Source organism: Burkholderia perseverans, from assembly GCF_022870505.1.
Lineage (GTDB): Bacteria > Pseudomonadota > Gammaproteobacteria > Burkholderiales > Burkholderiaceae > Burkholderia > Burkholderia plantarii.
In genome coordinates this window covers 3151447-3174241 of the sequence record NZ_CP045094.1, presented here as the reverse complement: position 1 = coordinate 3174241, position 22795 = coordinate 3151447, and the positions used below count along the sequence as shown (strand labels likewise).

At 65.5% G+C, this 22795-nt stretch carries 21 protein-coding genes and 1 tRNA gene; 19 read left to right on the top strand and 3 right to left on the bottom strand.

The window, feature by feature from the left end; translation table 11 throughout:
- Positions 1 to 115: 115 nt before the first annotated feature.
- From BpN12_RS28600 to BpN12_RS28590, 3 genes are all read right to left on the bottom strand, one after another.
- Positions 116 to 1648, bottom strand: a complete 1533-nt coding sequence (locus BpN12_RS28600; RefSeq protein WP_246795526.1) for a SulP family inorganic anion transporter — start codon at positions 1646 to 1648, stop codon at positions 116 to 118.
- A 49-nt stretch (positions 1649 to 1697) separates the two neighbouring features.
- A complete protein-coding gene (locus BpN12_RS28595; protein WP_246795525.1) occupies positions 1698 to 2369 on the bottom strand; it encodes a carbonic anhydrase in 672 nt (223 codons plus the stop codon).
- Positions 2370 to 2817: 448 nt separating this feature from the next.
- Positions 2818 to 3318 (bottom strand): hypothetical protein, encoded by a 501-nt coding sequence (locus BpN12_RS28590; RefSeq protein ID WP_246795524.1) that lies wholly within the window; start codon positions 3316 to 3318, stop codon positions 2818 to 2820.
- Between the two features lie 479 nt (positions 3319 to 3797).
- Here BpN12_RS28590 and rpsO point away from each other — a divergent pair, with 479 nt between their 5' ends.
- From rpsO to BpN12_RS28495, 19 genes are all read left to right on the top strand, one after another.
- Positions 3798 to 4067: a 30S ribosomal protein S15 gene (rpsO, locus tag BpN12_RS28585; protein WP_013698871.1), complete on the top strand. Its 270-nt coding sequence runs from the start codon at positions 3798 to 3800 to the stop codon at positions 4065 to 4067.
- 320 nt (positions 4068 to 4387) lie between these two features.
- A complete protein-coding gene (gene pnp / locus BpN12_RS28580; protein ID WP_246795523.1) occupies positions 4388 to 6517 on the top strand; it encodes a polyribonucleotide nucleotidyltransferase in 2130 nt (709 codons plus the stop codon).
- Positions 6518 to 6625: 108 nt separating this feature from the next.
- Positions 6626 to 7645, top strand: a complete 1020-nt coding sequence (locus BpN12_RS28575; protein WP_246795522.1) for an NAD(P)H-quinone oxidoreductase — start codon at positions 6626 to 6628, stop codon at positions 7643 to 7645.
- Between the two features lie 136 nt (positions 7646 to 7781).
- On the top strand, positions 7782 to 8537 hold the full coding sequence (gene tpiA, locus BpN12_RS28570; protein ID WP_246795521.1) for a triose-phosphate isomerase: 756 nt from the start codon (positions 7782 to 7784) through the stop codon (positions 8535 to 8537).
- Between the two features lie 81 nt (positions 8538 to 8618).
- Positions 8619 to 8999, top strand: a complete 381-nt coding sequence (gene secG / locus BpN12_RS28565; RefSeq protein ID WP_246795520.1) for a preprotein translocase subunit SecG — start codon at positions 8619 to 8621, stop codon at positions 8997 to 8999.
- A 109-nt stretch (positions 9000 to 9108) separates the two neighbouring features.
- A tRNA-Leu gene (locus BpN12_RS28560) sits at positions 9109 to 9193 on the top strand.
- Between the two features lie 156 nt (positions 9194 to 9349).
- Positions 9350 to 9709 carry an NADH-quinone oxidoreductase subunit A gene (locus tag BpN12_RS28555; protein WP_015876539.1) on the top strand — a complete coding sequence of 120 codons (360 nt, stop codon included), beginning with the start codon at positions 9350 to 9352 and terminating at the stop codon, positions 9707 to 9709.
- A 66-nt stretch (positions 9710 to 9775) separates the two neighbouring features.
- Complete coding sequence (locus BpN12_RS28550; protein WP_015876538.1) at positions 9776 to 10255, top strand: NuoB/complex I 20 kDa subunit family protein; 480 nt, start codon at positions 9776 to 9778, stop codon at positions 10253 to 10255.
- 20 nt (positions 10256 to 10275) lie between these two features.
- On the top strand, positions 10276 to 10878 hold the full coding sequence (locus BpN12_RS28545; protein ID WP_042625600.1) for an NADH-quinone oxidoreductase subunit C: 603 nt from the start codon (positions 10276 to 10278) through the stop codon (positions 10876 to 10878).
- Between the two features lie 9 nt (positions 10879 to 10887).
- Positions 10888 to 12141, top strand: a complete 1254-nt coding sequence (locus tag BpN12_RS28540) for an NADH-quinone oxidoreductase subunit D (protein WP_042625599.1) — start codon at positions 10888 to 10890, stop codon at positions 12139 to 12141.
- Between the two features lie 162 nt (positions 12142 to 12303).
- Positions 12304 to 12789 (top strand): NADH-quinone oxidoreductase subunit NuoE, encoded by a 486-nt coding sequence (gene nuoE / locus BpN12_RS28535; protein WP_042625598.1) that lies wholly within the window; start codon positions 12304 to 12306, stop codon positions 12787 to 12789.
- Positions 12786 to 14102, top strand: a complete 1317-nt coding sequence (nuoF, locus tag BpN12_RS28530; protein WP_246795519.1) for an NADH-quinone oxidoreductase subunit NuoF — start codon at positions 12786 to 12788, stop codon at positions 14100 to 14102. Before nuoE ends, nuoF begins: the two co-directional genes overlap by 4 nt.
- Positions 14103 to 14202: 100 nt before the next feature.
- Positions 14203 to 16533, top strand: coding sequence for an NADH-quinone oxidoreductase subunit NuoG (nuoG, locus tag BpN12_RS28525; RefSeq protein ID WP_246795518.1), 2331 nt, complete (start codon positions 14203 to 14205; stop codon positions 16531 to 16533).
- Positions 16534 to 17598, top strand: coding sequence for an NADH-quinone oxidoreductase subunit NuoH (gene nuoH, locus BpN12_RS28520; RefSeq protein WP_246795517.1), 1065 nt, complete (start codon positions 16534 to 16536; stop codon positions 17596 to 17598).
- A gap of 16 nt (positions 17599 to 17614) precedes the next feature.
- A complete protein-coding gene (gene nuoI, locus BpN12_RS28515; RefSeq protein WP_015876531.1) occupies positions 17615 to 18103 on the top strand; it encodes an NADH-quinone oxidoreductase subunit NuoI in 489 nt (162 codons plus the stop codon).
- A gap of 115 nt (positions 18104 to 18218) precedes the next feature.
- Positions 18219 to 18881, top strand: a complete 663-nt coding sequence (locus tag BpN12_RS28510) for an NADH-quinone oxidoreductase subunit J (protein WP_246795516.1) — start codon at positions 18219 to 18221, stop codon at positions 18879 to 18881.
- Between the two features lie 17 nt (positions 18882 to 18898).
- Positions 18899 to 19210, top strand: coding sequence for an NADH-quinone oxidoreductase subunit NuoK (gene nuoK / locus BpN12_RS28505; protein ID WP_013698856.1), 312 nt, complete (start codon positions 18899 to 18901; stop codon positions 19208 to 19210).
- Positions 19211 to 19227: 17 nt separating this feature from the next.
- A complete protein-coding gene (gene nuoL / locus BpN12_RS28500) occupies positions 19228 to 21276 on the top strand; it encodes an NADH-quinone oxidoreductase subunit L (protein WP_246795515.1) in 2049 nt (682 codons plus the stop codon).
- Between the two features lie 20 nt (positions 21277 to 21296).
- Complete coding sequence (locus BpN12_RS28495) at positions 21297 to 22790, top strand: NADH-quinone oxidoreductase subunit M (RefSeq protein ID WP_246795514.1); 1494 nt, start codon at positions 21297 to 21299, stop codon at positions 22788 to 22790.
- Positions 22791 to 22795 lie beyond the last annotated feature (5 nt).

The following is a 22795-nucleotide window of genomic DNA, read 5'->3' as shown; positions in this document are numbered from 1 at the left end:
GGGTTCGCCGGCCCGGGCGGCTGCCGCCCCCAGGCACGGAACGCCATGAAGAACGACGCCCCACGCGGCCCCGGCGGCCCGTGGGGCGTCGTCGTTTGGCGCGTGTTTGGCAGTGTTACTGCGGCGCCGGGCTGCGCAGCGCGCCGAAGCGCCAGCGTCCGTCGCGCGCGCGCACCGGCTGGCGGTAGTCCACGCTGATGCCGCGCGCCGGCGCGTCGGCCACGAACGCGTCGATCAGCTCGCGCACGTCGTGATCGAGATAATCGGCGCGCGTCGCATCGATGATCACGACCGCGCCGTCCGGGATCTGCCGCAGGTCGTGCTTGACGCGCACCTTGCCGAGGAACGACACGTCCTTGCGGAACGTCAGCAGGTAATGGTCGTCGTGCCGCGCGAGCGTGGCCGGGTTGCGCAGGTTCGCGAGCGCGACGGCCAGCACGCTGCAGACGATGCCGAGCCCGATGCCGGCCAGCAGGTCGATCGCGAGCACCCCGGCGATCGTCGCCACGAACGGCACGAACGCGGCCGGCCCCTGGCGGGCGACGGCCGCGAACAGCGCCGGCTTCGCGAGCTTGAAGCCGGTGTGGATCAGGATCGCGGCGAGCGTCGCGAGCGGAATCAGGTTGATGAGCCCGGTCAGCAGGAACACGCTGGCGAGCAGCAGCACGCCGTGGACCACGGCCGAGATCCGGCTTTGCGCGCCGGCATGGACGTTGACCGAGCTGCGCACGATCACCGAGGTGATCGGCAGGCCGCCGACCGCGCCGGCCACCAGGTTGCCGATGCCCTGTGCCTTCAGCTCGCGGTCCGGCAGCGGCGCGCGGCGCTTCGGATCGATCTGTTCGACAGCTTCGAGCGAGAGCAGCGTCTCGAGGCTGGCGACGATCGCGAGCGTGACGGCGACGCGCCAGACCGCCGGGTTCCAGAGTTGGGCGAAATGCGGGCCGAGTTCGAGGTTTGTCAGCGCGCCGCCGAGCGCGGCGAGCGAATCGAGCGCCGGCAGCGCGACGCGGTGCTCGGCGGGCGGCGCGAACGCGGGGGCGAGCGTGTCGAGCGCGAGCGTCGCGGCGATGCCGAGCGCCACCACGACCAGCGGCGCGGGCAGGTTGCGGACCAGCGCGAAGCGGCGCAGCGCGCCGGAATCCCAGGCCATCAGCAGCGCGAGCGAGGCCAGCGCGAGCGCCGCGGCGGCGAGCGCATGCGCGCCGAACGGCGCGGTGCCGCCGTGCAGGCCGAGCGCGAACGGCACCTGCTTGACGATCAGCAGCAGGCCGATCGCGGCCAGCATGCCCTTGATCACCGGCGACGGCACGTAGGCCGCGAGCCGGCCCGCGCGCAGCAGGCCAAGGCCGAGCTGCAGCAGGCCCGACAGCGCGACAGCGAGCAGGAAGGCCGGGAAGCCGCCGAGCTGTGCGATGCCGTCGACGACGATCACGACGAGCCCGGCTGCGGGGCCGCTCACGGACAGCGACGAGCCGCTCAGCAGCGCGACCACGAGGCCGCCGACGATGCCGGAGACGAGCCCCGCGAACGGCTCGACGCCGGAGGCGTTGGCGATGCCGAGGCACAGCGGCAGCGCGACGAGGAACACCACGGTGCCGGCGACGGCGTCGCGCGGGAGCGTGGAGAGGAGGGGGCGTGGATTCATGGGGTCGGGATCGGACTGGGCGAGGTGAGGGGCGGGGCGCAGACGTGGCTCAGGCGGCCTGCAGCGCGCCGGTGCGCGACGTGCCGTGCGGCATCCCGGTGGTGTCCGCGGCATCGGCCGAGCGGCCGCCCGCATCCGGGTAACCTGACGTCAACACCTTCAGCAGGCCGTCGGACAGCGAGAAGATCCAGCCGTGGACGAGCGGCGCCGGATCGCTGTCCCGCACGATCGGGCTCTCGCGCAGCAGGCGCACCTGCTCGTGGACGTTCAGCTCGGCGAGGCGATCGGCGGCCCGCTCGGCGGGCAGGCCGTCGAGCGCCGCGCGATGGCGGCCCGCGAGCGCGCAGAGCGGCGCGATGCGGCGCGCCACATGCGGCAGATCGGCCGGCGGCGGCAGCAGCGACGCGCGCACCCCGCCGCAGCCGTAATGGCCGCAGACGATGACGTGGTCGACCTTCAGGACGCGCACCGCGTATTCGAGCACGCTCGCGCCGTTGTCGTCGCCGGGCTGGAACAGGTTCGCGATGTTGCGGTGGACGAACAGCTCGCCCGGCGCGCTATGGGTGATCGCCTCGGCGGGTACGCGGCTGTCGGAGCAGCCGATCCAGAGCACGCGCGGGTTCTGGCCCTGCGCGAGGCCGTCGAAGAAGCCGGGCGCGCGCTCGGCGGTTTCGCTGGCCCAGGCGGCGTTGGCGGCTAACAGGCTTTTGGCGCGATTCATTGAGGAATCCTTGATGATTGAATGAAAAGGCAGCGGCGCGTGGCGGGCTAATCTCCCGATTCTTTCTAAATTGAAAGCTTGTTCGGTGGGATCTTAGGGGTTTGTCTCGAGGTGCGGCGGCGCTGAAACATTCTGTTTCAATTTGCGAGCCCGGTCGCAATCGATGCACCATTTCCGGTAATGCCATGCCGGCTCAAGGTGCATTGCCGCGTGATGAAAACCGGCGACCACATTGGATTGCTGGAGAAGGACCGGCGCCCTATCACGAAATAATGAACGATTTGTTTTCGTGATTTTCGTGAAATGGATTCGACCGAATTCACCGCGCGGCGCAATCATGAAAAAGGCCATTCCGCGTGAGCGAGAATGGCCAGTGATAAAAACCTGTAAAAACCGACAGCTGTCCGATTCCATCGGATTCAATCGATATCGCGCCGTCGAATTGCGCTCAGAACGCCGAGCGACGGTCGGGATCGTGCAGCGGATCGGGCGTCTTCTGCGTGAGCCTCAGGATGCCTTGGTCGTCGAAGTAGAAGCTGTAGAGCATGTACCAGACGTTGTCCTCGAGATACCGGTAAGTCCATACCTCGCGTTTCATCAGCGGGAAGTAGGAGGTTTCCTCCGGGCGTCCGAAGTTGACGAGCACGTCGGCCTTCTTCCACTTGCCGATCTCGGCGCGATAGAACTCGTTGGGCTGCAGCGCCTGGCGCATGCTCAGCACCTTGCCGGCCGCGTCGATGTCGGCCGTGGTGGTGGTCTCGCCCATCGGCTGGGTCGGCCACATCAGCCGCTTGCCGCCGCCGGGCAGGTCGTAGACCTCGGCGGGCGGGCCGAGCCGCGCCACCAGCGCCGACTGGTCCTCTCCCGCCTGATAGCGCTGCCACGGTTGCGCGCAGCCGGCGAGCAGCGTGGCCGCCGCGGCAAGCAGTACGGGAAGTCGTCGAAACATGCTGGTCTCCGTGGAATGCGATGCCGCTGTTGTATCACGTCGCACACCGGCGTGCTCGTCCACCGGGGACGATACGCTGACGCCGCTTCGTGCCGCGCGGTACCGGTGCGCCAGCGCGCCGGCATGATCCGGTCCGACCCGCTTCGGCCAGCCGCCGCGGCGGTTCCGGTATGATGCGGCGCCGACCATGGCTGGCAGCGCCGAGGCGTGTCGATTGCCTGTCAAATCACGGCGGAATCACCGCGTGCATGCCGCGCGCCGATCGCGCTGCCGCTGGCGTCGCAGATGGCGCCGGCAGCAGCGCCCACGCGCACCAGAGCCGCATCGCATGGCGTGGATCGCGCGCCCGCCGCGGCATGTGGCGGGCGGGGCAGGCAGGGGCTTAGACGGGAAAGAGAGTTGTGCTACAATGCCGGCCGGTTGTCAATCACGGCACGGCCATTCTTCCGTGTCCGCCTGTTAGCTAGAAAGGAAATCACATGTCGGTTGCAGATATCAAGAAGTCGGATGTTGTTGCTCAGTTCGCGCGTGGCGCCAACGACACGGGTTCGCCCGAAGTCCAGGTCGCGCTGCTCACCGCGCGTATCGTCGAACTGACGGGTCACTTCAAGACCCACGCGAAGGATCACCACAGCCGCCGCGGCCTGCTGCGCATGGTGAGCCGCCGCCGCAAGCTGCTCGACTACCTGAAGGGCAAGGATGCCGACCGCTATCGCGCGCTGATCGAGAAGCTGGGTCTGCGTAAGTAAGCGGGGCGCGTTCGCCTCCCGGAAATGCCTGTGTCAGTCCGCTGATGCAGGCATTTTGTTTTTCAGCGGTACGCAACGTCTCGCCGTAGCGCGTACCGCGGGTGCCCGCCCGGCTGATCGGGGCGGTCCGCCCACCGGCCTGGCTGCCGGGTGGAGCTTTGTGTCATTCCAGGGCGATGTCCGCCGCCGCGGCGCCGCCGGCCTCGCACTGGAATGGCATAAAAAACACACCTCTTCCCGCCGCGCCAGGTCGCACCACCGCCGCGCCAGTCGATTTCCCGCGCGGCGCATGCCATCCATGAACAAAACAAGGAGCGACCATGTCTCTGTTCAACAAGATCGTGAAGGAATTCCAGTGGGGCCAGCACAAGGTTCGCCTCGAAACGGGTGAAATCGCCCGTCAGGCGAGCGGCGCCGTGATCGTCGACGTCGAGGACACCGTGGTGCTCGCGACCGTGGTCGGCGCGAAGAACGCGAAGCCGGGCCAGGATTTCTTCCCGCTGACGGTCGACTACATCGAGAAGACCTACTCGGCCGGCAAGATCCCGGGCGGCTTCTTCCGCCGCGAAGGCCGTCCGTCGGAGCACGAGACGCTGACCTCGCGCCTGATCGATCGTCCGCTGCGCCCGCTGTTCCCGGAAGGCTTCTACAACGAAGTCCAGGTCGTGATCCACGTGCTGTCGATCAACCCGGAAGTGCCGGCCGACATCCCCGCGCTGATCGGCGCGTCGGCTGCGCTGGCCGTGTCGGGCCTGCCGTTCAACGGCCCGGTCGGCGCCGCGCGCGTCGCCTACATCGACAGCCAGTACGTGCTGAACCCGACGCGTGGCCAGATCAAGGCCTCGAGCCTCGACCTCGTCGTCGCCGGTACGGAACGCGCGGTGCTGATGGTCGAATCGGAAGCCCAGCAACTGCCGGAAGACGTGATGCTCGGCGCGGTCGTGTTCGGCCACGAGCAGATGCAGGTCGCGATCGACGCGATCCACGAACTGGTCCGCGAAGGCGGCAAGCCGGAATGGAACTGGCAGCCGGCGCCGAAGGACGAGGCGCTGATCGCCAACATCACGGCGGCGGCGCAGGCCGATCTGCTGGCCGCCTACCAGATCCGCGACAAGCAGGCCCGCTCGGCCAAGCTGAAGGAAGTCTACGCATCGACCTCGGCCAAGCTCGAAGCCGATGCGGCGGCAGCGGGCACCACCGCCGCCGACAAGGCGACCGTCGGCAACGTCCTGTTCGACATCGAGGCGAAGATCGTCCGTTCGCAGATCCTGAACGGCGAGCCGCGCATCGACGGCCGCGACACGCGCACCGTGCGCCCGATCGAGATCCGCACCGGCGTGCTGCCGCGCACCCACGGCTCGGCGCTGTTCACGCGCGGCGAGACGCAGGCGCTGGTGGTGGCGACGCTCGGCACCAAGGGTGACGAGCAGATCATCGACGCGCTCGAAGGCGAATACCGCGACCGCTTCATGCTCCACTACAACATGCCCCCGTTCGCGACCGGCGAAACGGGCCGCGTCGGCTCGCCGAAGCGCCGCGAAATCGGCCACGGCCGCCTCGCCAAGCGCGCGCTGGTGGCCTGCCTGCCGAGCGCCGAGGAATTCGGCTACTCGATCCGCGTCGTCTCGGAAATCACCGAGTCGAACGGTTCGTCGTCGATGGCATCGGTCTGCGGCGGCTGCCTCGCGCTGATGGACGCGGGCGTGCCGATGAAGGCGCATGTCGCCGGCATCGCGATGGGCCTGATCCTCGAGGACAACAAGTTCGCGGTGCTGACCGACATCCTCGGTGACGAAGATCACCTCGGCGACATGGACTTCAAGGTCGCGGGTACCGAAGCCGGCGTGACCGCCCTGCAGATGGACATCAAGATCCAGGGCATCACGAAGGAAATCATGCAGGTTGCGCTCGCGCAGGCGAAGGAAGGCCGCATGCACATCCTCGGCAAGATGAAGGAATCGGTGTCGGGTGCGAACACGACGCTGTCCGAATTCGCGCCGCGCATGATCACCGTCAAGATCAACCCGGAGAAGATCCGCGACGTGATCGGCAAGGGTGGTTCGGTGATCCGCGCGCTGACGGAAGAAACCGGCACGACGATCGACATCTCCGACGACGGCGTCGTGACCATCGCGAGCACGAGCAGCGAAGGCATGGCCGAGGCGAAGAAGCGCATCGAGCAGATCACCGCCGAGATCGAAGTCGGCCAGGTCTACGAAGGCGCGGTGCTGAAGCTCCTCGACTTCGGCGCGATCGTGAACCTGCTGCCGGGCAAGGATGGCCTGCTGCACATCTCGGAAATCGTCAACGAGCGTGTGAAGGACATCAACGACTACCTGAAGGAAGGCCAGGTCGTGAAGGTCAAGGTGATCCAGGTCGACGAGAAGGGCCGCGTGCGCCTGTCGGCGAAGGCGCTCCTGAACGAGCAGAACGACGCACCGCAGCAGTAAGCGCAACGAAAGCGGCCGGCCCCTCAACGGGCCGGTCGTTTTTCATGCAGGATGGACGGGCTTGCGCCGATTCCGGCGCAAGCCCGTCCCTATCTTGGAGCGACGCAAATGAAAGCGATCGAAATCACCGAATTCGGCGCCCCCGACGTCCTGAAGCTCGTCGAGCGGCCCCGGCCTGATCCGAAGCGCGGCGAAGTGCTCATCAAGGTGGCGGCCTTCGGCATCAACCGGCCCGACGTGTTCCAGCGCAAGGGTGCCTACGCGCCGCCGCCGGGTGCCTCGGACCTGCCCGGGCTCGAGGTGGCGGGCGAGATCGTCGAGGGCGAGCTCGGCGAGGGCGCGGCGAATCCGTTCGGCCTGAAGATCGGCGATCGCGTCTGCGCGCTGCTCGCCGGCGGCGGTTACGCCGAATACGCGACCGCGCCGCTCGCCCAGTGCCTGCCGGTGCCGGCGGGGCTCTCCGACGTCGAGGCGGCGTCGCTGCCGGAGACGTTCTTCACGGTCTGGAGCAACGTGTTCGATCGCGCACAGCTCGGCCGCGGCGAAGGTCGCGACGAGGAGACCCTGCTCGTGCAGGGCGGCTCGAGCGGGATCGGCGTGACGGCGATCCAGATCGCGCACGCGCTCGGCTATCGCGTGTTCGCGACCGCCGGCACCGACGAGAAGTGCCGCGCCTGCGAGGCGCTCGGCGCGGAGCGCGCGATCAACTACAAGACCGAGGATTTCGTCGACGTCGTCAAGTCGCTGACCAACGACCGTGGCGTCGACGTGATCCTCGACATGGTGGCCGGCCCCTACGTGCCGCGCGAACTGAGCGCGCTTGCGGACGGCGGGCGGCTCGTCGTGATCGCGCTGCTCGGCGGCGCGAAGGCCGAGGTCAGCCTCAACGAGATCCTGCGCCGCCGGCTCACGATCACCGGTTCGACGCTGCGTCCGCGCCCGGTCGAATTCAAGGCGAAGATCGCCGCGAACCTGAAGGAAACGGTCTGGCCGCTGATCGAGAACGGCGCGGTGCGTCCGGTGATCTACCGCGTGCTGCCGGCCGCCGAGGCGGCCGCCGCGCACGCGCTGATGGAAAGCAGCGAGCACGTCGGCAAGATCGTGCTCGAATGGGGCGCGAGCGCTTGACATTCGCGGTTTGACCGGTTCTCGTGCGTCGAAGTAAAATCGCGGGTTTGCTTCGTCGGATCCAGGCCCTGGCGTTCGCGCGTGGGGCCGATTGCGGGGCGGTCGCGACGAGATTCAGTTCGAGATACGAGAGACGATGTCGACACAACGAGTGAAGCGGGTAATCGGTAACTGGAAGATGCACGGCCGTCTCGACGGCAATCGCGCGCTGCTCGGCGAGCTGCTCGAGGGCGCGCAGGCCGTGCCGGCCGCCGTCGGGATCGGCGTGTGCGTGCCGTTTCCGTATCTGGCGCAGGTGGGCGAGCTGCTCGCCGGCAGCCGCGTCGCGAGCGGCGCGCAGGACGTGTCGGCGCACGAGCAGGGCGCGTATACGGGCGAAGTCGCCGGCGCGATGATCGCCGAGTTCGGCGCGCAGTACGTGCTGGTCGGCCATTCCGAGCGCCGCACTTATCACGGCGAGTCGAGCGATCTGGTCGCGGTGAAGACGCAGCGCGCGCTGGCCGCGGGGCTGACCCCGGTGGTCTGCGTCGGCGAAACGCTCGCCGAGCGCGAATCGGACGCGACCGAGGCGGTGGTCGGCGCGCAGCTCGACGCGGTGCTCGCGCTGCTGTCGGATGACGAAGCGGCGCGCATCGTTGTCGCCTACGAGCCGGTCTGGGCGATCGGCACGGGCAAGAGCGCGAGCTCGGAGCAGGCACAGCAGGTGCATGCGTTCCTGCGTTCGCGTCTCGCGGCAAAGGGCGTCGCGCAGGTCGCCGTGCTGTACGGCGGCAGCGTGAAGCCGGACAATGCGGGCGAGTTGTTCGGCCAGCCGGACATCGACGGCGGCCTGATCGGCGGCGCATCGTTGAAGAGCGGCGATTTCCTGGCGATCTGCCGCGCGGCGCAATAAGCGCGGCGGCGGAAGCCGGCGGTTTTTTGAATCCGGGGCGGCGCGCGGGGCGCGCGGTTTCCCACTATTCGGGTGAGTGAGATGTCTGTTCTGAAAGTCTTGATTATCGTGGTGCAGATCCTGTCCGCGCTCGGCGTGATCGGCCTCGTGCTGCTCCAGCACGGCAAGGGTGCCGACATGGGTGCCGCGTTCGGCAGCGGCGCGTCGGGCAGCCTGTTCGGCGCGACGGGTTCGGCGAATTTCCTGTCGCGTACCACCGCGGTCCTCGCAACGATATTCTTCATCGCCACGCTCGCGCTGACCTATCTCGGCTCATACAAATCGTCGCCGTCGATCGGCCTGCTCGGCACGCCGGGCACGCCCGCATCCGCGCCAGCAGCGGCAGGCTCGCAGCCCGCGGCGGCGTCGGCACCGGCCGCGAGCTCGGCCGCCTCGGCCCCGGGTCAGGACGTCCCGAAATAAAAGGCAAAAAAAGCGCGAGGAATAGTTGATCAGTTTTGAAACCCGGGTTAGAATCTATTTCTTGAAGCGATTCGCAGGAAACAAGAAGTTCTTCCCGGGTCGCAGTAGTGCCGACGTGGTGAAATTGGTAGACACGCTATCTTGAGGGGGTAGTGGCGAAAGCTGTGCGAGTTCGAGTCTCGCCGTCGGCACCAAGAATACGCAATGCCAGCCAGCTTTCTCTGGCTGGCATTTTTCATTTCAGGCTCCCGTCCTTGTGATATCCGGGGATGGCATGCAGTCCGAAATGACCCTTTCTCCGGAAGGTGATATGCTCCGGAACGATCAGAACTAACCGATAGAGGATTGCCTTGAACCTCGCTGCCTATTACCCCGTGTTGCTGTTCCTCATCGTGGGCGTTGGATTGGGTGTGGCGTTGGTCGGCATCGGCAAGATTCTCGGTCCCAGCAAGCCCAACAACGAAAAGAACTCACCATACGAGTGCGGTTTCGAGGCCTTCGAGGATGCGCGCATGAAGTTCGACGTGCGCTACTACCTGGTTGCTATCCTGTTCATCATTTTCGATCTCGAGACCGCTTTCCTGTTTCCGTGGGGTGTCGCCCTCCGTGACATCGGCTGGCCTGGCTTCATGGCCATGATGATTTTCCTGCTCGAATTCCTGTTGGGCTTCGCTTACATCTGGCGAAAGGGTGGCCTCGACTGGGAGTAATGGGCGGATCAATCACCGGTTTGCGTGAGGCGGCCACTCTCCGCCGCCTGTCAGGAGTGGAAAGCAATGAGTATCGAAGGGGTCTTGAAGGAAGGGTTTGTCACCACGACGGCTGACAAGCTGATCAACTGGACGCGCACCGGGTCGCTGTGGCCCGTCACGTTCGGTCTCGCCTGCTGCGCGGTCGAGATGATGCATGCGGGCGCGGCCCGCTACGATCTCGACCGGTTCGGCGTGGTGTTCCGTCCGAGTCCGCGCCAGTCCGACGTGATGATCGTCGCCGGCACGCTCTGCAACAAGATGGCGCCCGCCCTGCGGCGCGTCTATGACCAGATGGCCGAGCCGCGCTGGGTGATCTCGATGGGATCGTGCGCGAACGGCGGCGGCTATTACCACTATTCCTATTCCGTCGTGCGCGGCTGCGACCGCATCGTGCCCGTCGACGTCTACGTGCCGGGGTGTCCGCCGACTGCCGAGGCGCTCGTCTACGGCGTGATCCAGCTGCAAGCGAAGATCCGCCGGACCAGCACCATCGCCCGTCAATAAAAGTCCCGAGCACCCACAATATGGCAAGCAAAATCGAGACCCTCAAAGCCAACCTCGAGGCGGCGCTCGGCGAGCGCGTGGTCAGCCTGACCGAGGCGGTGGGCGAACTCACGCTGGTGGTGCGCGCGCGTGACTATGTCGACGTTGCCACGCTGCTGCGCGACGATCGCAAGCTCGGCTTCGAGCAGTTGATCGACCTCTGCGGCGTCGATTACCAGACCTACGGCGACGGCGCCTACGACGGCCCCCGCTTCGCGGCGGTGCTGCAGCTGCTGTCGATCACCAACAACTGGCGCCTGCGCCTGCGCGTGTTCGCGCCTGACGACGATCTGCCGATCGTCGCGTCGATGGTCGACGTCTGGAGCTCGGCGAACTGGTACGAGCGCGAGGCGTTCGACCTGTACGGCATCGTGTTCGAAGGCCATCCCGACCTGCGCCGCATCCTGACCGACTACGGCTTCATCGGCCATCCGTTCCGCAAGGACTTCCCGTTGTCCGGCTACGTCGAAATGCGTTATGACCCGGAAGAGAAGCGCGTCGTCTACCAGCCCGTGACGATCGAACCCCGCGAGATCACGCCGCGCGTGATCCGCGAGGATCGGTACGGCGGTCTGAAACATTGAGAGGACGACATGGCTGACATCAAGAACTACACGCTCAACTTCGGCCCGCAACACCCGGCGGCGCACGGCGTGCTGCGCCTCGTGCTCGAACTCGACGGCGAAGTGATCCAGCGCGCCGATCCGCACATCGGCCTGCTGCACCGCGCGACCGAGAAGCTCGCCGAGAACAAGACCTTCATCCAGTCCGTGCCGTACATGGACCGTCTCGACTACGTGTCGATGATGGTGAACGAACACGGCTACGTGCTCGCGATCGAGAAGCTGCTCGGCATCGACGTGCCGGAGCGCGCGCAGTACATCCGCGTGCTGTTCGACGAGATCACGCGCGTGCTGAACCACCTGATGTGGATCGGCTCGCACGGCCTCGACGTCGGCGCGATGGCGGTGTTCCTCTACGCGTTCCGCGAGCGCGAGGACCTGATGGACGTCTACGAGGCGGTGTCGGGCGCGCGCATGCACGCGGCCTACTATCGTCCGGGTGGGGTTTATCGGGACTTGCCTGACGTCATGCCGCAATACAAGGCGTCGAAGATTCGCAACGAGAAGGCACTCTCGAAGATGAACGAGGCGCGCCAGGGTTCGGTGCTCGACTTCATCGACGATTTCTTCACGCGCTTCCCGAAGTGCGTCGACGAATACGAAACGCTGCTGACCGACAACCGGATCTGGAAGCAGCGTCTGGTCGGGATCGGCGTGGTGAGTCCCGAACGCGCGCTGCAGCTCGGCCTGACGGGCGCGATGCTGCGCGGCTCGGGGATCGAGTGGGACCTGCGCAAGAAGCAGCCCTACGAAGTGTACGATCGCCTCGATTTCGACATTCCGGTCGGCGTGAACGGCGACTGTTACGACCGTTATCTGGTCCGTATCGAAGAGATGCGGCAGTCCTGCCGCATCGCGAAACAGTGTATTGAGTGGCTGCGGAAGAATCCGGGCCCGGTGATGACGGACAATCACAAGATTGCGCCGCCCAAACGTGTCGACATGAAGTCGAACATGGAAGATCTGATTCACCACTTCAAGCTGTTCACCGAAGGTTTCCACGTGCCGGAAGGCGAAACCTACGCGGCGGTCGAGCACCCGAAGGGCGAATTCGGCATCTATCTCGTGTCCGACGGCGCGAACAAGCCGTACCGGCTGAAGATTCGCGCACCCGGCTACGCGCACCTCTCCGCGCTCAACGAAATGGCGCATGGCCACATGATTGCCGACGCGGTCACGATCATCGGTACGCAGGACATCGTGTTCGGCGAAATCGACCGCTGATCGCCGCGCCGTCCGCGTCGAGCGGGCGGCGAGCAGCAAGGCTTCGCGACGCGCGCCGTGCCGGCGCGCCGCGGGCAGTCAACAGTGAGCGCCAGGTCTGCCGCTGCGCATCCCCGCGGCAGGTTGTTCGTTCGGTAGGAATTGAATGAGTCGTGTCTGAAAATGATCTCAGCTGAAGGCCTGAAAGAAATCGATCGCGTGGTGGCCAAGTATCCCGCCGATCAGAAACAGTCCGCCGTGATGTCGGCGCTGGCCGTGGCTCAGGAAGAGCACGGCTGGCTGTCGCCTGAACTGATGCAGTTCGTGGCGGACTATCTCGGCATGCCGGCCGTCGCCGTGCAGGAAGTGGCGACCTTCTACACGATGTACGAGCTCAAGCCGGTCGGCAAGCACAAGATCACGCTCTGCACGAATCTCCCGTGCCAGCTCGGCCCGCATGGCGGCGCCGAGGCGACGGCCGATTATCTGAAGCAGAAGCTCGGTATCGACTTCGGTGAAACCACGCCCGACGGCCGGTTCTCGCTGAAGGAAGGCGAATGTTTCGGCGCCTGTGGCGACGCGCCGGTATTGCTGCTCAACAATCACAAGATGTGCAGCTTCATGAGCCGCGAGAAGATCGACCAGCTGCTTGAGGAGCTCTCGAAATGACGTCCCTGCACGATCGTCACATCAAACCGCTGATTCTCGCGAACCTGAACGGCGAGAACTGGCATCTCGAAGACTACGTCGCGCGCGGCGGCTACCAGCAGCTGCGCCGCATCGTCGAGGAAAAGATCCCGCCCGAGCAGGTGATCGCCGACGTCAAGGCGTCGGGCCTGCGCGGCCGCGGCGGCGCGGGTTTCCCGACCGGCCTGAAGTGGAGTTTCATGCCGCGCCAGTTCCCGGGCCAGAAGTATCTGGTCTGCAACTCGGACGAAGGCGAGCCGGGCACGTTCAAGGATCGCGACATCCTGCGCTGGAATCCGCATGCCGTGATCGAAGGCATGACGATCGGTGCCTACGCGATGGGCATCACGGCCGGCTACAACTACATCCACGGCGAGATCTTCGAAGTGTATCGACGCTTCGAGGCCGCGCTCGAGGAAGCACGCGCAGCCGGATATCTCGGCGCGAACATCCTCGGCTCGGAGTTCTCGTTCCAGCTCAACGCGCACCATGGTTACGGCGCGTATATCTGCGGCGAGGAAACGGCGCTGCTCGAATCGCTCGAAGGCAAGAAGGGCCAGCCGCGCTTCAAGCCGCCGTTCCCGGCGAGCTTTGGCGTGTACGGCAAGCCGACCACCATCAACAACACCGAGACCTTCGCGGCCGTGCCGTTCCTGCTGGCGGTCGGCCCGCAGAATTACCTCGAGCTCGGCAAGCCGAACAACGGCGGCACCAAGATCTTCTCGGTGTCGGGCGACGTCGAGCGTCCCGGCAACTACGAGGTGCCGCTCGGCACGCCGTTCTCGGCGCTGCTCGAACTGGCGGGCGGCATGCGCGGCGGCCGCAAGCTGAAGGCGGTGATCCCGGGCGGCTCGTCGGCGCCGGTGATCCCGGGCGACACGATGATGCAGATCGACATGGACTACGACTCGATCGCGAAGGCCGGCTCGATGCTCGGCTCGGGCGCGGTGATCGTGATGGACGAGACGCGCTGCATGGTGCGCGCGCTGCTGCGCCTGTCGTACTTCTATCACGAGGAGTCGTGCGGCCAGTGTACGCCGTGCCGCGAAGGCACCGGCTGGCTGTACCGCGTGGTGAAGCGGATCGAGAACGGCGAAGGTCGCAAGGAAGACCTGGACCTGCTGAACTCGGTGGCCGAGAACATCATGGGTCGCACGATCTGCGCGCTCGGCGACGCGGCGGCGATGCCGGTGCGCGGCATGCTCAAGCACTACTGGGACGAATTCGCGTACCACATCGAGCACAAGCACTGCATGGTCGGGACTCATTCGCACGCACCGGCTGTCGCGGCCTGACGTGAAAGCCGGCGCAGTCCGGCCAACCCGATTGCGGAACATCAGCGCCCGGCGGGCGAGAGCGCGAGCGAGCGTAAAAGGTTAAGGACCATACATCATCATGGTTGAACTTGAGATAGACGGGAAGAAGGTCGAGGTGCCCGAAGGCAGCATGGTGATCCAGGCTGCGCACAAGGCAGACAAGTATATTCCGCACTTTTGCTACCACAAAAAGCTGTCGGTTGCGGCTAACTGCCGCATGTGTCTCGTTGACGTCGAGAAGATGCCGAAGGCCGTGCCGGCCTGCGCGACGCCGGTGTCCGCCGGGATGATCGTGCGCACGCACTCGGATAAGGCGGTGAAGGCGCAGCAGGCGGTGATGGAATTCCTGCTGATCAACCACCCGCTCGACTGCCCGATCTGCGATCAGGGCGGCGAGTGCCAGCTGCAGGATCTGGCGGTCGGCTACGGCAAGTCGTCGTCGCGCTATCGCGAGGAGAAGCGCGTCGTGTTCCACAAGAACGTCGGCCCGCTGATCTCGATGGAAGAGATGTCGCGCTGCATCCACTGCACGCGCTGCGTGCGCTTCGGCGAGGAAGTGGCCGGCGTGATGGAGTTCGGCATGCTGGGTCGCGGCGAGCATTCGGAGATCACCACGTTCGTCGGCAAGACCGTCGATTCCGAACTGTCGGGCAACATGATCGACCTGTGCCCGGTGGGCGCGCTGACGAGCAAGCCGTTCCGTTTCAGCGCCCGCACCTGGGAACTGTCGCGCCGCAAGTCGGTGAGTCCGCACGATTCAGTCGGCGCGAACCTGGTGGTGCAGGTCAAGAACAACCGCGTGATGCGCGTGCTGCCGCTCGAGAACGAAGCCGTCAACGAGTGCTGGATCTCGGACAAGGACCGCTTCTCGTATGAAGGCCTGAACAGCGAGGATCGTCTCACCAAGCCGATGCTGAAGCAGGGCGGCGAGTGGGTCGAGACCGACTGGCAGACCGCGCTCGAGTACGTCGCGAAGGGCCTGAAGGGCATCGCGGCCGAGCACGGCGCAAACGCGCTGGCCGCGCTGGCGAGCCCGCACGCCACGCTCGAGGAACTGTTCCTCGTCAAGCAGCTGGCCCGCGAGCTGAAGGTGCCGAACGTCGACTTCCGCCTGCGCCAGACCGATTTCTCGGCGCCGGTGTCGGGTGCGCCGTGGCTCGGCATGCCGATCGCCGATCTGTCGAATCTCGATTCGGCGTTCGTGATCGGTTCGATCCTGCGCCGCGACCATCCGCTGTTCGCCGCGCGTCTGCGCCAGACGGCCAAGGCCGGCGCGCAGATCCACCTGCTCAACGCGAGCGGCGACGACGCGCTGATCCCGTCGGCGAGGCGCATCGTCGCGGCGCCGTCAGGCTGGCTCGACGCGCTGGCCGGCATCGCCGCGGCGGTCGCCAAGGCGAGCGGCGCCACGTTGCCGGATGCGATCGCCGGTGTCGAGGCCTCGGCCGAGGCGGAGCGTGTCGCACAGTCGCTCGCGAGCGGTGAACGCCGCGCGGTGCTGCTCGGCAACGGCGCGGTGCGCCATCCGCAGTTTGCGCAGCTGCATGCGCTCGCGCAGTGGATCGCCGAACACACGGGCGCGACGCTCGGCTTCCTGACGGAAGCGGCCAACACGGTCGGCGCGCATCTGGCCGGCGTGCTGCCGGGCGAGGGCGGCCTGAACGCGAGCGAGATGTTCGCGCAGCCGCGCAAGGGCTACCTGCTCGTCAACGTCGAGCCCGAATTCGACACGGCCGACCCGATCGCCGCGCGCGCGGCGCTCGACCAGGCCGAGATGGTGGTCGTGATGTCGCCGTTCAAGTACGGCACCGACTACGCCGACGTGCTGCTGCCGATCGCGCCGTTCACCGAGACGGCCGGCACCTTCGTCAACGCCGAAGGCCGCGCGCAGTCGTTCAACGGCGTGGTGCGCCCGCTCGGCGACACGCGTCCGGGCTGGAAGGTGCTGCGCGTGCTCGGCAGCCTGCTCGGCCTGCCGAACTTCGAATACGAGACGTCCGACGAAGTGCGGCTCGCCGCGCTCGGCGACGGCGATATCGGCGCGCGCCTGTCGAACGCGACCTCGGTCGCGCCGGCACGCGCCGTCGCGCAGCCGGCCGGCGGCGCGCTAGAGCGCCTGTCCGACGTGCCGATCTACCATGCCGATCCGCTCGCGCGCCGCGCCGGCGCGCTGCACCTGACGGTGGCGGCGAAGGCCGCGCATGCGGTGGGCCTGCCCGCCGCGCTGTTCGACAAGCTCGGCCTCGCCAACGGCGACGCGGTGCGCGTGAGCCAGGGCGGCCGCTCGGTGCAGCTGCCGGCGGTGCGCGATGCGAATCTGGCCGAGACGGTGGTTCGCGTGTCGGCCGCCACGCCCGCCGGTGCGGTACTCGGCGGCCAGTCCGGTGAACTCGTGGTGGAGAAGGCGTAAATGAGCTTGTTCGATACGATCAACTCGGGCGGTACCGCGCTGCTCGGCGTGGCATGGCCGACCGTATGGGCGCTCGTGCGCATCCTCGTGGTCGCCGTGGTGATCCTGCTCTGCGTCGCGTACCTGATCCTCTGGGAGCGCAAGCTGATCGGCTGGATGCACGTGCGGCTCGGCCCGAACCGCGTGGGCCCCGGCGGCCTGCTGCAGCCGATCGCCGACGTGCTGAAGCTGCTGCTGAAGGAAGTGATCCAGCCGACCGCGGCGAGCCGCTGGCTGTACCTGATCGCGCCGGTGATGACGGTGGTGCCGGCGTTCTCGGTCTGGGCGGTGATTCCGTTCCAGGCCGGCGCGGTGCTCGCCAACATCAACGCGGGCCTGCTCTACGCGATGGCGATCTCGTCGATCGGCGTGTACGCGGTGATCCTGGCCGGCTGGGCGTCGAACTCGAAGTACGCGTTCCTCGGCGCGATGCGCGCGGCCGCGCAGATGGTGTCGTATGAAATCTCGATGGGCTTCGCGCTGGTGCTGGTGCTGATGACGGCCGGCAGCCTGAACTTCTCCGAGATCGTCGCCTCGCAGCAGCACGGCTACTTCGCGCATCACGGCATCAACTTCATGTCGTGGAACTGGCTGCCGCTGCTGCCGGTGTTCGTCATCTACTTCATCTCGGGCATCGCGGAAACGAACCGCCACCCGTTCGACGTGGTGGAAGGCGAGTCGGAAATCGTGGCCGGCCACATGATCGATTACTCGGGGATGGGCTTCGCGCTGTTCTTCCTCGCCGAGTACATCAACATGATCGTGATCTCGGCGCTGGCCGCCACGCTGTTCCTCGGCGGCTGGGATTCACCGTTCAGCTTCCTGTCGTTCATCCCGGGCATCTTCTGGCTCGTGGCGAAAGTCTTCTTCCTGCTGTCGGTGTTCATCTGGGCCCGCGCGACGTTCCCGCGCTTCCGTTACGACCAGATCATGCGTCTCGGCTGGAAGATCTTCCTGCCGATCTGCGTGATCTGGGTGGTGGTGGTCGGCTTCTGGATGATGTCGCCGCTGAATATCTGGAATTGAGAGGGCGGATCCCATCATGACGGCTATCCAACATTTCTTTAAGACCTTCTTCCTGACCGAGTTGCTCAAGGGGCTCGCGCTGACCGGACGCTACACGTTCAAGCGCAAGTTCACGGTGCAGTTCCCGGAGGAGAAGACCCCGATCTCGCCGCGCTTTCGCGGCCTGCACGCGCTGCGCCGCTACGAGAACGGCGAGGAGCGCTGCATCGCCTGCAAGCTCTGCGAGGCCGTGTGCCCCGCGATGGCGATCACGATCGAGTCGCAGACGCGTGCCGACAACACGCGCCGCACCACGCGCTACGACATCGACCTGACCAAGTGCATCTTCTGCGGTTTCTGCGAGGAGAGCTGCCCGGTCGATTCGATCGTCGAGACGCAGATCCTCGAGTATCACGGCGAAAAGCGCGGCGACCTGTATTTCACGAAGGAAATGCTGCTCGCGGTCGGCGATCGCTACGAGAAGGACATCGCGGCCGCCAAGGCCGCCGACGCGCCGTATCGATGAGCTGGACGGGCCGGCCCGGGAAGGGCAGGCCCGAGAGCGCCGCGGCAACGGTGCGCGGCACGTTGCAGTGCCCGAGAACCGTGCCTGACCAAGGCCTAACGATGAACCGGTAACCATGGACTTCACGACCGTACTCTTCTACATCTTCTCGCTGCTGCTGGTGATCTCGGCACTGAAGGTGATCACCGCGCGCAACCCCGTGGCTTCCGCGCTCTTCCTCGTGCTGGCGTTCTTCAACGCGGCCGCGATCTGGATGCTGCTCGAGGCCGAATTCCTCGCGATCCTGCTGGTGCTGGTCTACGTCGGCGCGGTGATGGTGCTGTTCCTGTTCGTCGTGATGATGCTCGACATCAACGTCGACGTGCTGCGCCGCGACTTCCGCCGCTTCGTGCCGATGGCCACCGTGGTGGGCGCGATCATCGTGGTCGAGACCGCGCTGATCCTCTGGCGCGGCTACGGCGCGACCGCCTCGCCGGTGCGTGACGTGGCCTCGGGCGCGCTCGCCAACATGTCGAACACGCGCCTGATCGGCAAGGTGATCTACACCGACTACATCTTCGCGTTCGAAATCGCGGGCCTGGTGCTGCTGGTGGCGATCATCGCGGCGGTCTCGCTGACGGCGAGCAAGGGCAAGTACCGCAAGCGCCAGAACGTGTCCGAGCAGATCCGCGTGCGCCGCGAGGACCGCGTGCGCCTCGTGAAGATGGCGGCCGAGAAGCCGCAGCCGCCGGAGGCCGCCCCGGCCGACGCCGACCCCGCCGCGGCGACCAAAGGCTGAGCGAGGAGAATCGAACCATGTTGAACCTGACCCTGGCCCACTATCTCGTGCTCGGCGCGATCCTGTTCGCGATCAGCATCGTCGGCATCTTCCTGAACCGCCGCAACATCATCGTGATCCTGATGGCGATCGAGTTGATGCTGCTCGCGGTCAATACGAACTTCGTCGCGTTCTCGCACTATCTCGGTGACGTGCATGGACAGATTTTCGTGTTCTTCGTGCTCACGGTGGCGGCGGCGGAGGCGGCGATCGGCCTGGCAATCCTGGTCACGCTGTTCCGCAAACTCGACACCATCAATGTCGAGGATCTCGACCAGCTCAAGGGCTAATCTCAGGCGAGTCTGCTATGTCGACCACACTCAATGAAAATCTGCTGCTGGCGATTGCGCTCGCGCCGCTCGCCGGCTCGATCATCGCCGGCCTGTTCGGCAACACGGTCGGGCGCAAGGGCGCGCACCGCGTGGCGATCCTCGGCGTGACGATCTCGTTCGTCCTGTCGGTGATGGTGTTCCTGCAGGTGCTGCAGGGCGCGAGCTTCAACGCGACCGTCTACGAATGGATGCACGTCGGGCCGCTCAAGCTCGAAGTCGGCTTCCTCGTCGATTCGCTGACGGCGATGATGATGGTCGTGGTGACCTTCGTCTCGCTGATGGTGCATATCTACACGATCGGCTACATGCAGGAGGAGGACGGCTACCAGCGCTTCTTCTCCTACATCTCGCTGTTCACGTTCTCGATGCTGATGCTCGTGATGAGCAACAACTTCCTGCAGCTGTTCTTCGGCTGGGAAGCGGTCGGCCTCGTGTCCTACCTGCTGATCGGCTTCTACTTCACGCGGGAAAGCGCGATCTACGCGAACATGAAGGCGTTCATCGTCAACCGCGTCGGCGACTTCGGCTTCCTGCTCGGCATCGGCCTGCTGCTTGCCTACGCCGGCTCGATGAACTACGGCGAAGTGTTCGCCAAGAGCACCGCGCTCGCCGCGATGCACTTCCCGGGCACCAGCTGGGGCCTGCTGACGGTGGCCTGCATCTGCCTGTTCATCGGCGCGATGGGCAAGTCGGCGCAGTTCCCGCTGCACGTCTGGCTGCCCGACTCGATGGAAGGCCCGACGCCGATCTCGGCGCTGATCCACGCGGCCACCATGGTGACGGCCGGCGTGTTCATGGTCACGCGCATGTCGCCGCTGTTCGAACTGTCCGACACGGCGCTGTCGTTCATCACCGTGATCGGTGCGATCACGGCGCTGTTCATGGGCTTCCTCGGCGTGATCCAGAACGACATCAAGCGCGTGGTCGCGTACTCCACACTTTCGCAGCTCGGCTACATGACGGTTGCGCTCGGCGTGTCGGCGTATCCGGTCGCCGTGTTCCACCTGATGACGCACGCGTTCTTCAAGGCGCTGCTGTTCCTCGCGGCCGGTTCGGTGATCATCGGCATGCACCACGACCAGGACATCCGCAACATGGGCGGCCTGCGCAAGTACATGCCGATCACCTGGATCACCTCGCTGATCGGCTCGCTCGCGCTGATCGGCACGCCGTTCTTCTCGGGTTTCTACTCGAAGGACTCGATCATCGATGCGGTGAAACTGTCGCATCTGCCGGGCTCCGGTTTCGCGTATTTTGCTGTGGTCGCCAGTGTATTCGTGACCGCCCTCTATTCGTTCCGCATGTATTTCCTCGTGTTCCACGGTGAAGAGCGCTTCCGCAAGCCGAAGCATCCCGATTCGCCGATGGGCAAGGCCGCCGCGCAAGGGCACGACGCGCACGGCCATCACGATGACCACCATGTCCACGAACCGCACGAAACCTCGTGGGTCGTCTGGGTGCCGCTCGTGCTGCTTGCGATTCCGTCGGTGGTGATCGGCGCGTTCGCGGTCGGCCCGATGCTGTTCGGCGATTTCTTCCAGCACGGCGTCGCGTTCGACAAGGTGATCTTCATCGGCCAGAACCACCCGGCGGTTGCCGAGATGGCCGATGAATTCCACGGCTGGGCCGCGATGGGCCTGCAGTCGGTGACGGGCCTGCCGGTCTGGCTCGCACTGGCGGGCGTCGTCGTTGCCTGGTTCCTGTATCTGAAGCGCCCGGACCTGTCGGCGGCGATTCGTCGTGCGGCCGGCCCGATCTATACGCTGCTCGATAACAAATACTACATGGACAAGATCAACGAGGTCGTGTTCGCCAGGGGTTCGGTCGCAGTCGGCCGGGGCCTGTGGAAAGAGGGCGACGTCGTCGTGATCGATGGGCTCGTCAACGGGAGCGCGCGGTTCGTCAGCTGGTTCGCCGGCGTGATCCGCTTCCTGCAGTCGGGCTACATCTATCACTACGCGTTCGCGATGATCATTGGCATGTTGGGTCTCCTTACCCTGTTTGTTACGCTCGGCGGCAAATAAGAAAGGAGAGGAACCCACTCATGTCCGCATTTCCGATTCTCAGTACCGCCATCTGGCTTCCAATCGTGTTTGGCCTCGTGATTCTGGCCATCGGCACGGACCGGAAGCCCGGCGTGATCCGTTGGGTCGCGCTGCTCGGTTCGCTGCTCGGGTTTGCTGTCACGATTCCGCTCGTCACCGGTTTCGATCCGAGCACCGCGGCTCTCCAGTTCCAGGAGAACGTGAGCTGGATCGAACGGTTCAATGTTTCGTATCACCTCGGCGTCGACGGGATCTCGATGTGGTTCGTCGTGCTGACGGCGCTGATCACCGTCATCGTCGTCGTCGCCGCGTGGGAAGTCATCACCGAGAACGTCTCGCAGTACCTGGCGGCGTTCCTGATCCTGTCCGGCATCATGATCGGGGTGTTCTCGGCGGCCGACGGCCTGCTGTTCTACGTGTTCTTCGAGGCCACGCTGATCCCGATGTACATCATCATCGGCGTCTGGGGCGGCCCGAACCGCGTCTACGCGGCGTTCAAGTTCTTCCTTTATACGCTGGCCGGTTCGCTGCTGATGCTGGTCGCGCTGATCTACCTGTACCGCGAGACGCACACCTTCGATCTGGCCGCGTGGCAGAGCGCGAAGCTCGCGATGACGCCGCAGCTACTGCTGTTCGCCGCGTTCTTCCTCGCGTTCGCGGTGAAGGTGCCGATGTGGCCCGTCCACACCTGGCTGCCCGACGCGCACGTCGAGGCGCCCACCGGCGGCTCGGTGGTGCTGGCCGCGATCATGCTGAAGCTCGGCGCCTATGGCTTCCTGCGCTTCTCGCTGCCGGTCACGCCCGACGCCTCGCATTACCTGGCGCCGGTGGTGATCGCGCTGTCGCTCGTCGCCGTGATCTACATCGGCCTCGTGGCGATGGTGCAGACCGACATGAAGAAGCTGGTCGCGTATTCGTCGATCGCGCACATGGGCTTCGTCACGCTCGGCTTCTTCATCTTCAGCCAGCTCGGCGTCGAGGGCGCGATCGTGCAGATGATTTCGCACGGTTTCGTCTCCGGGGCGATGTTCCTTTGTATCGGCGTGTTGTACGATCGCCTCCATACGCGCAATATCGCCGAGTACGGCGGGGTCGTGAACGTCATGCCGAAGTTCGCGACGTTCGCGTTGCTGTTCGCGATGGCGAACTGCGGGCTGCCCGGCACCTCCGGGTTCGTCGGCGAGTTCATGGTGATCCTCGCGTCCGTGAAGTTCAATTTCTGGATCGCGTTCGGCGCGGGCTTCACGCTGATTCTGGGCGCGGGCTACACGCTGTGGATGTACAAACGCGTCTATTTCGGCAAGGTGGTCAACGAGAAGGTAACGCGGCTGAAGGACATCGGCGCTCGTGAATTCTCGATGCTCGCCGTGCTGGCCGCGTTCACGCTGCTGATGGGCCTGTATCCGAAGCCCTTCACCGACGTGATGCACGTTTCCGTAGAAAACCTCCTCTCTCACGTTGCGCAATCCAAGCTGCCGCTGTCCCCGCAGTAAGTGTG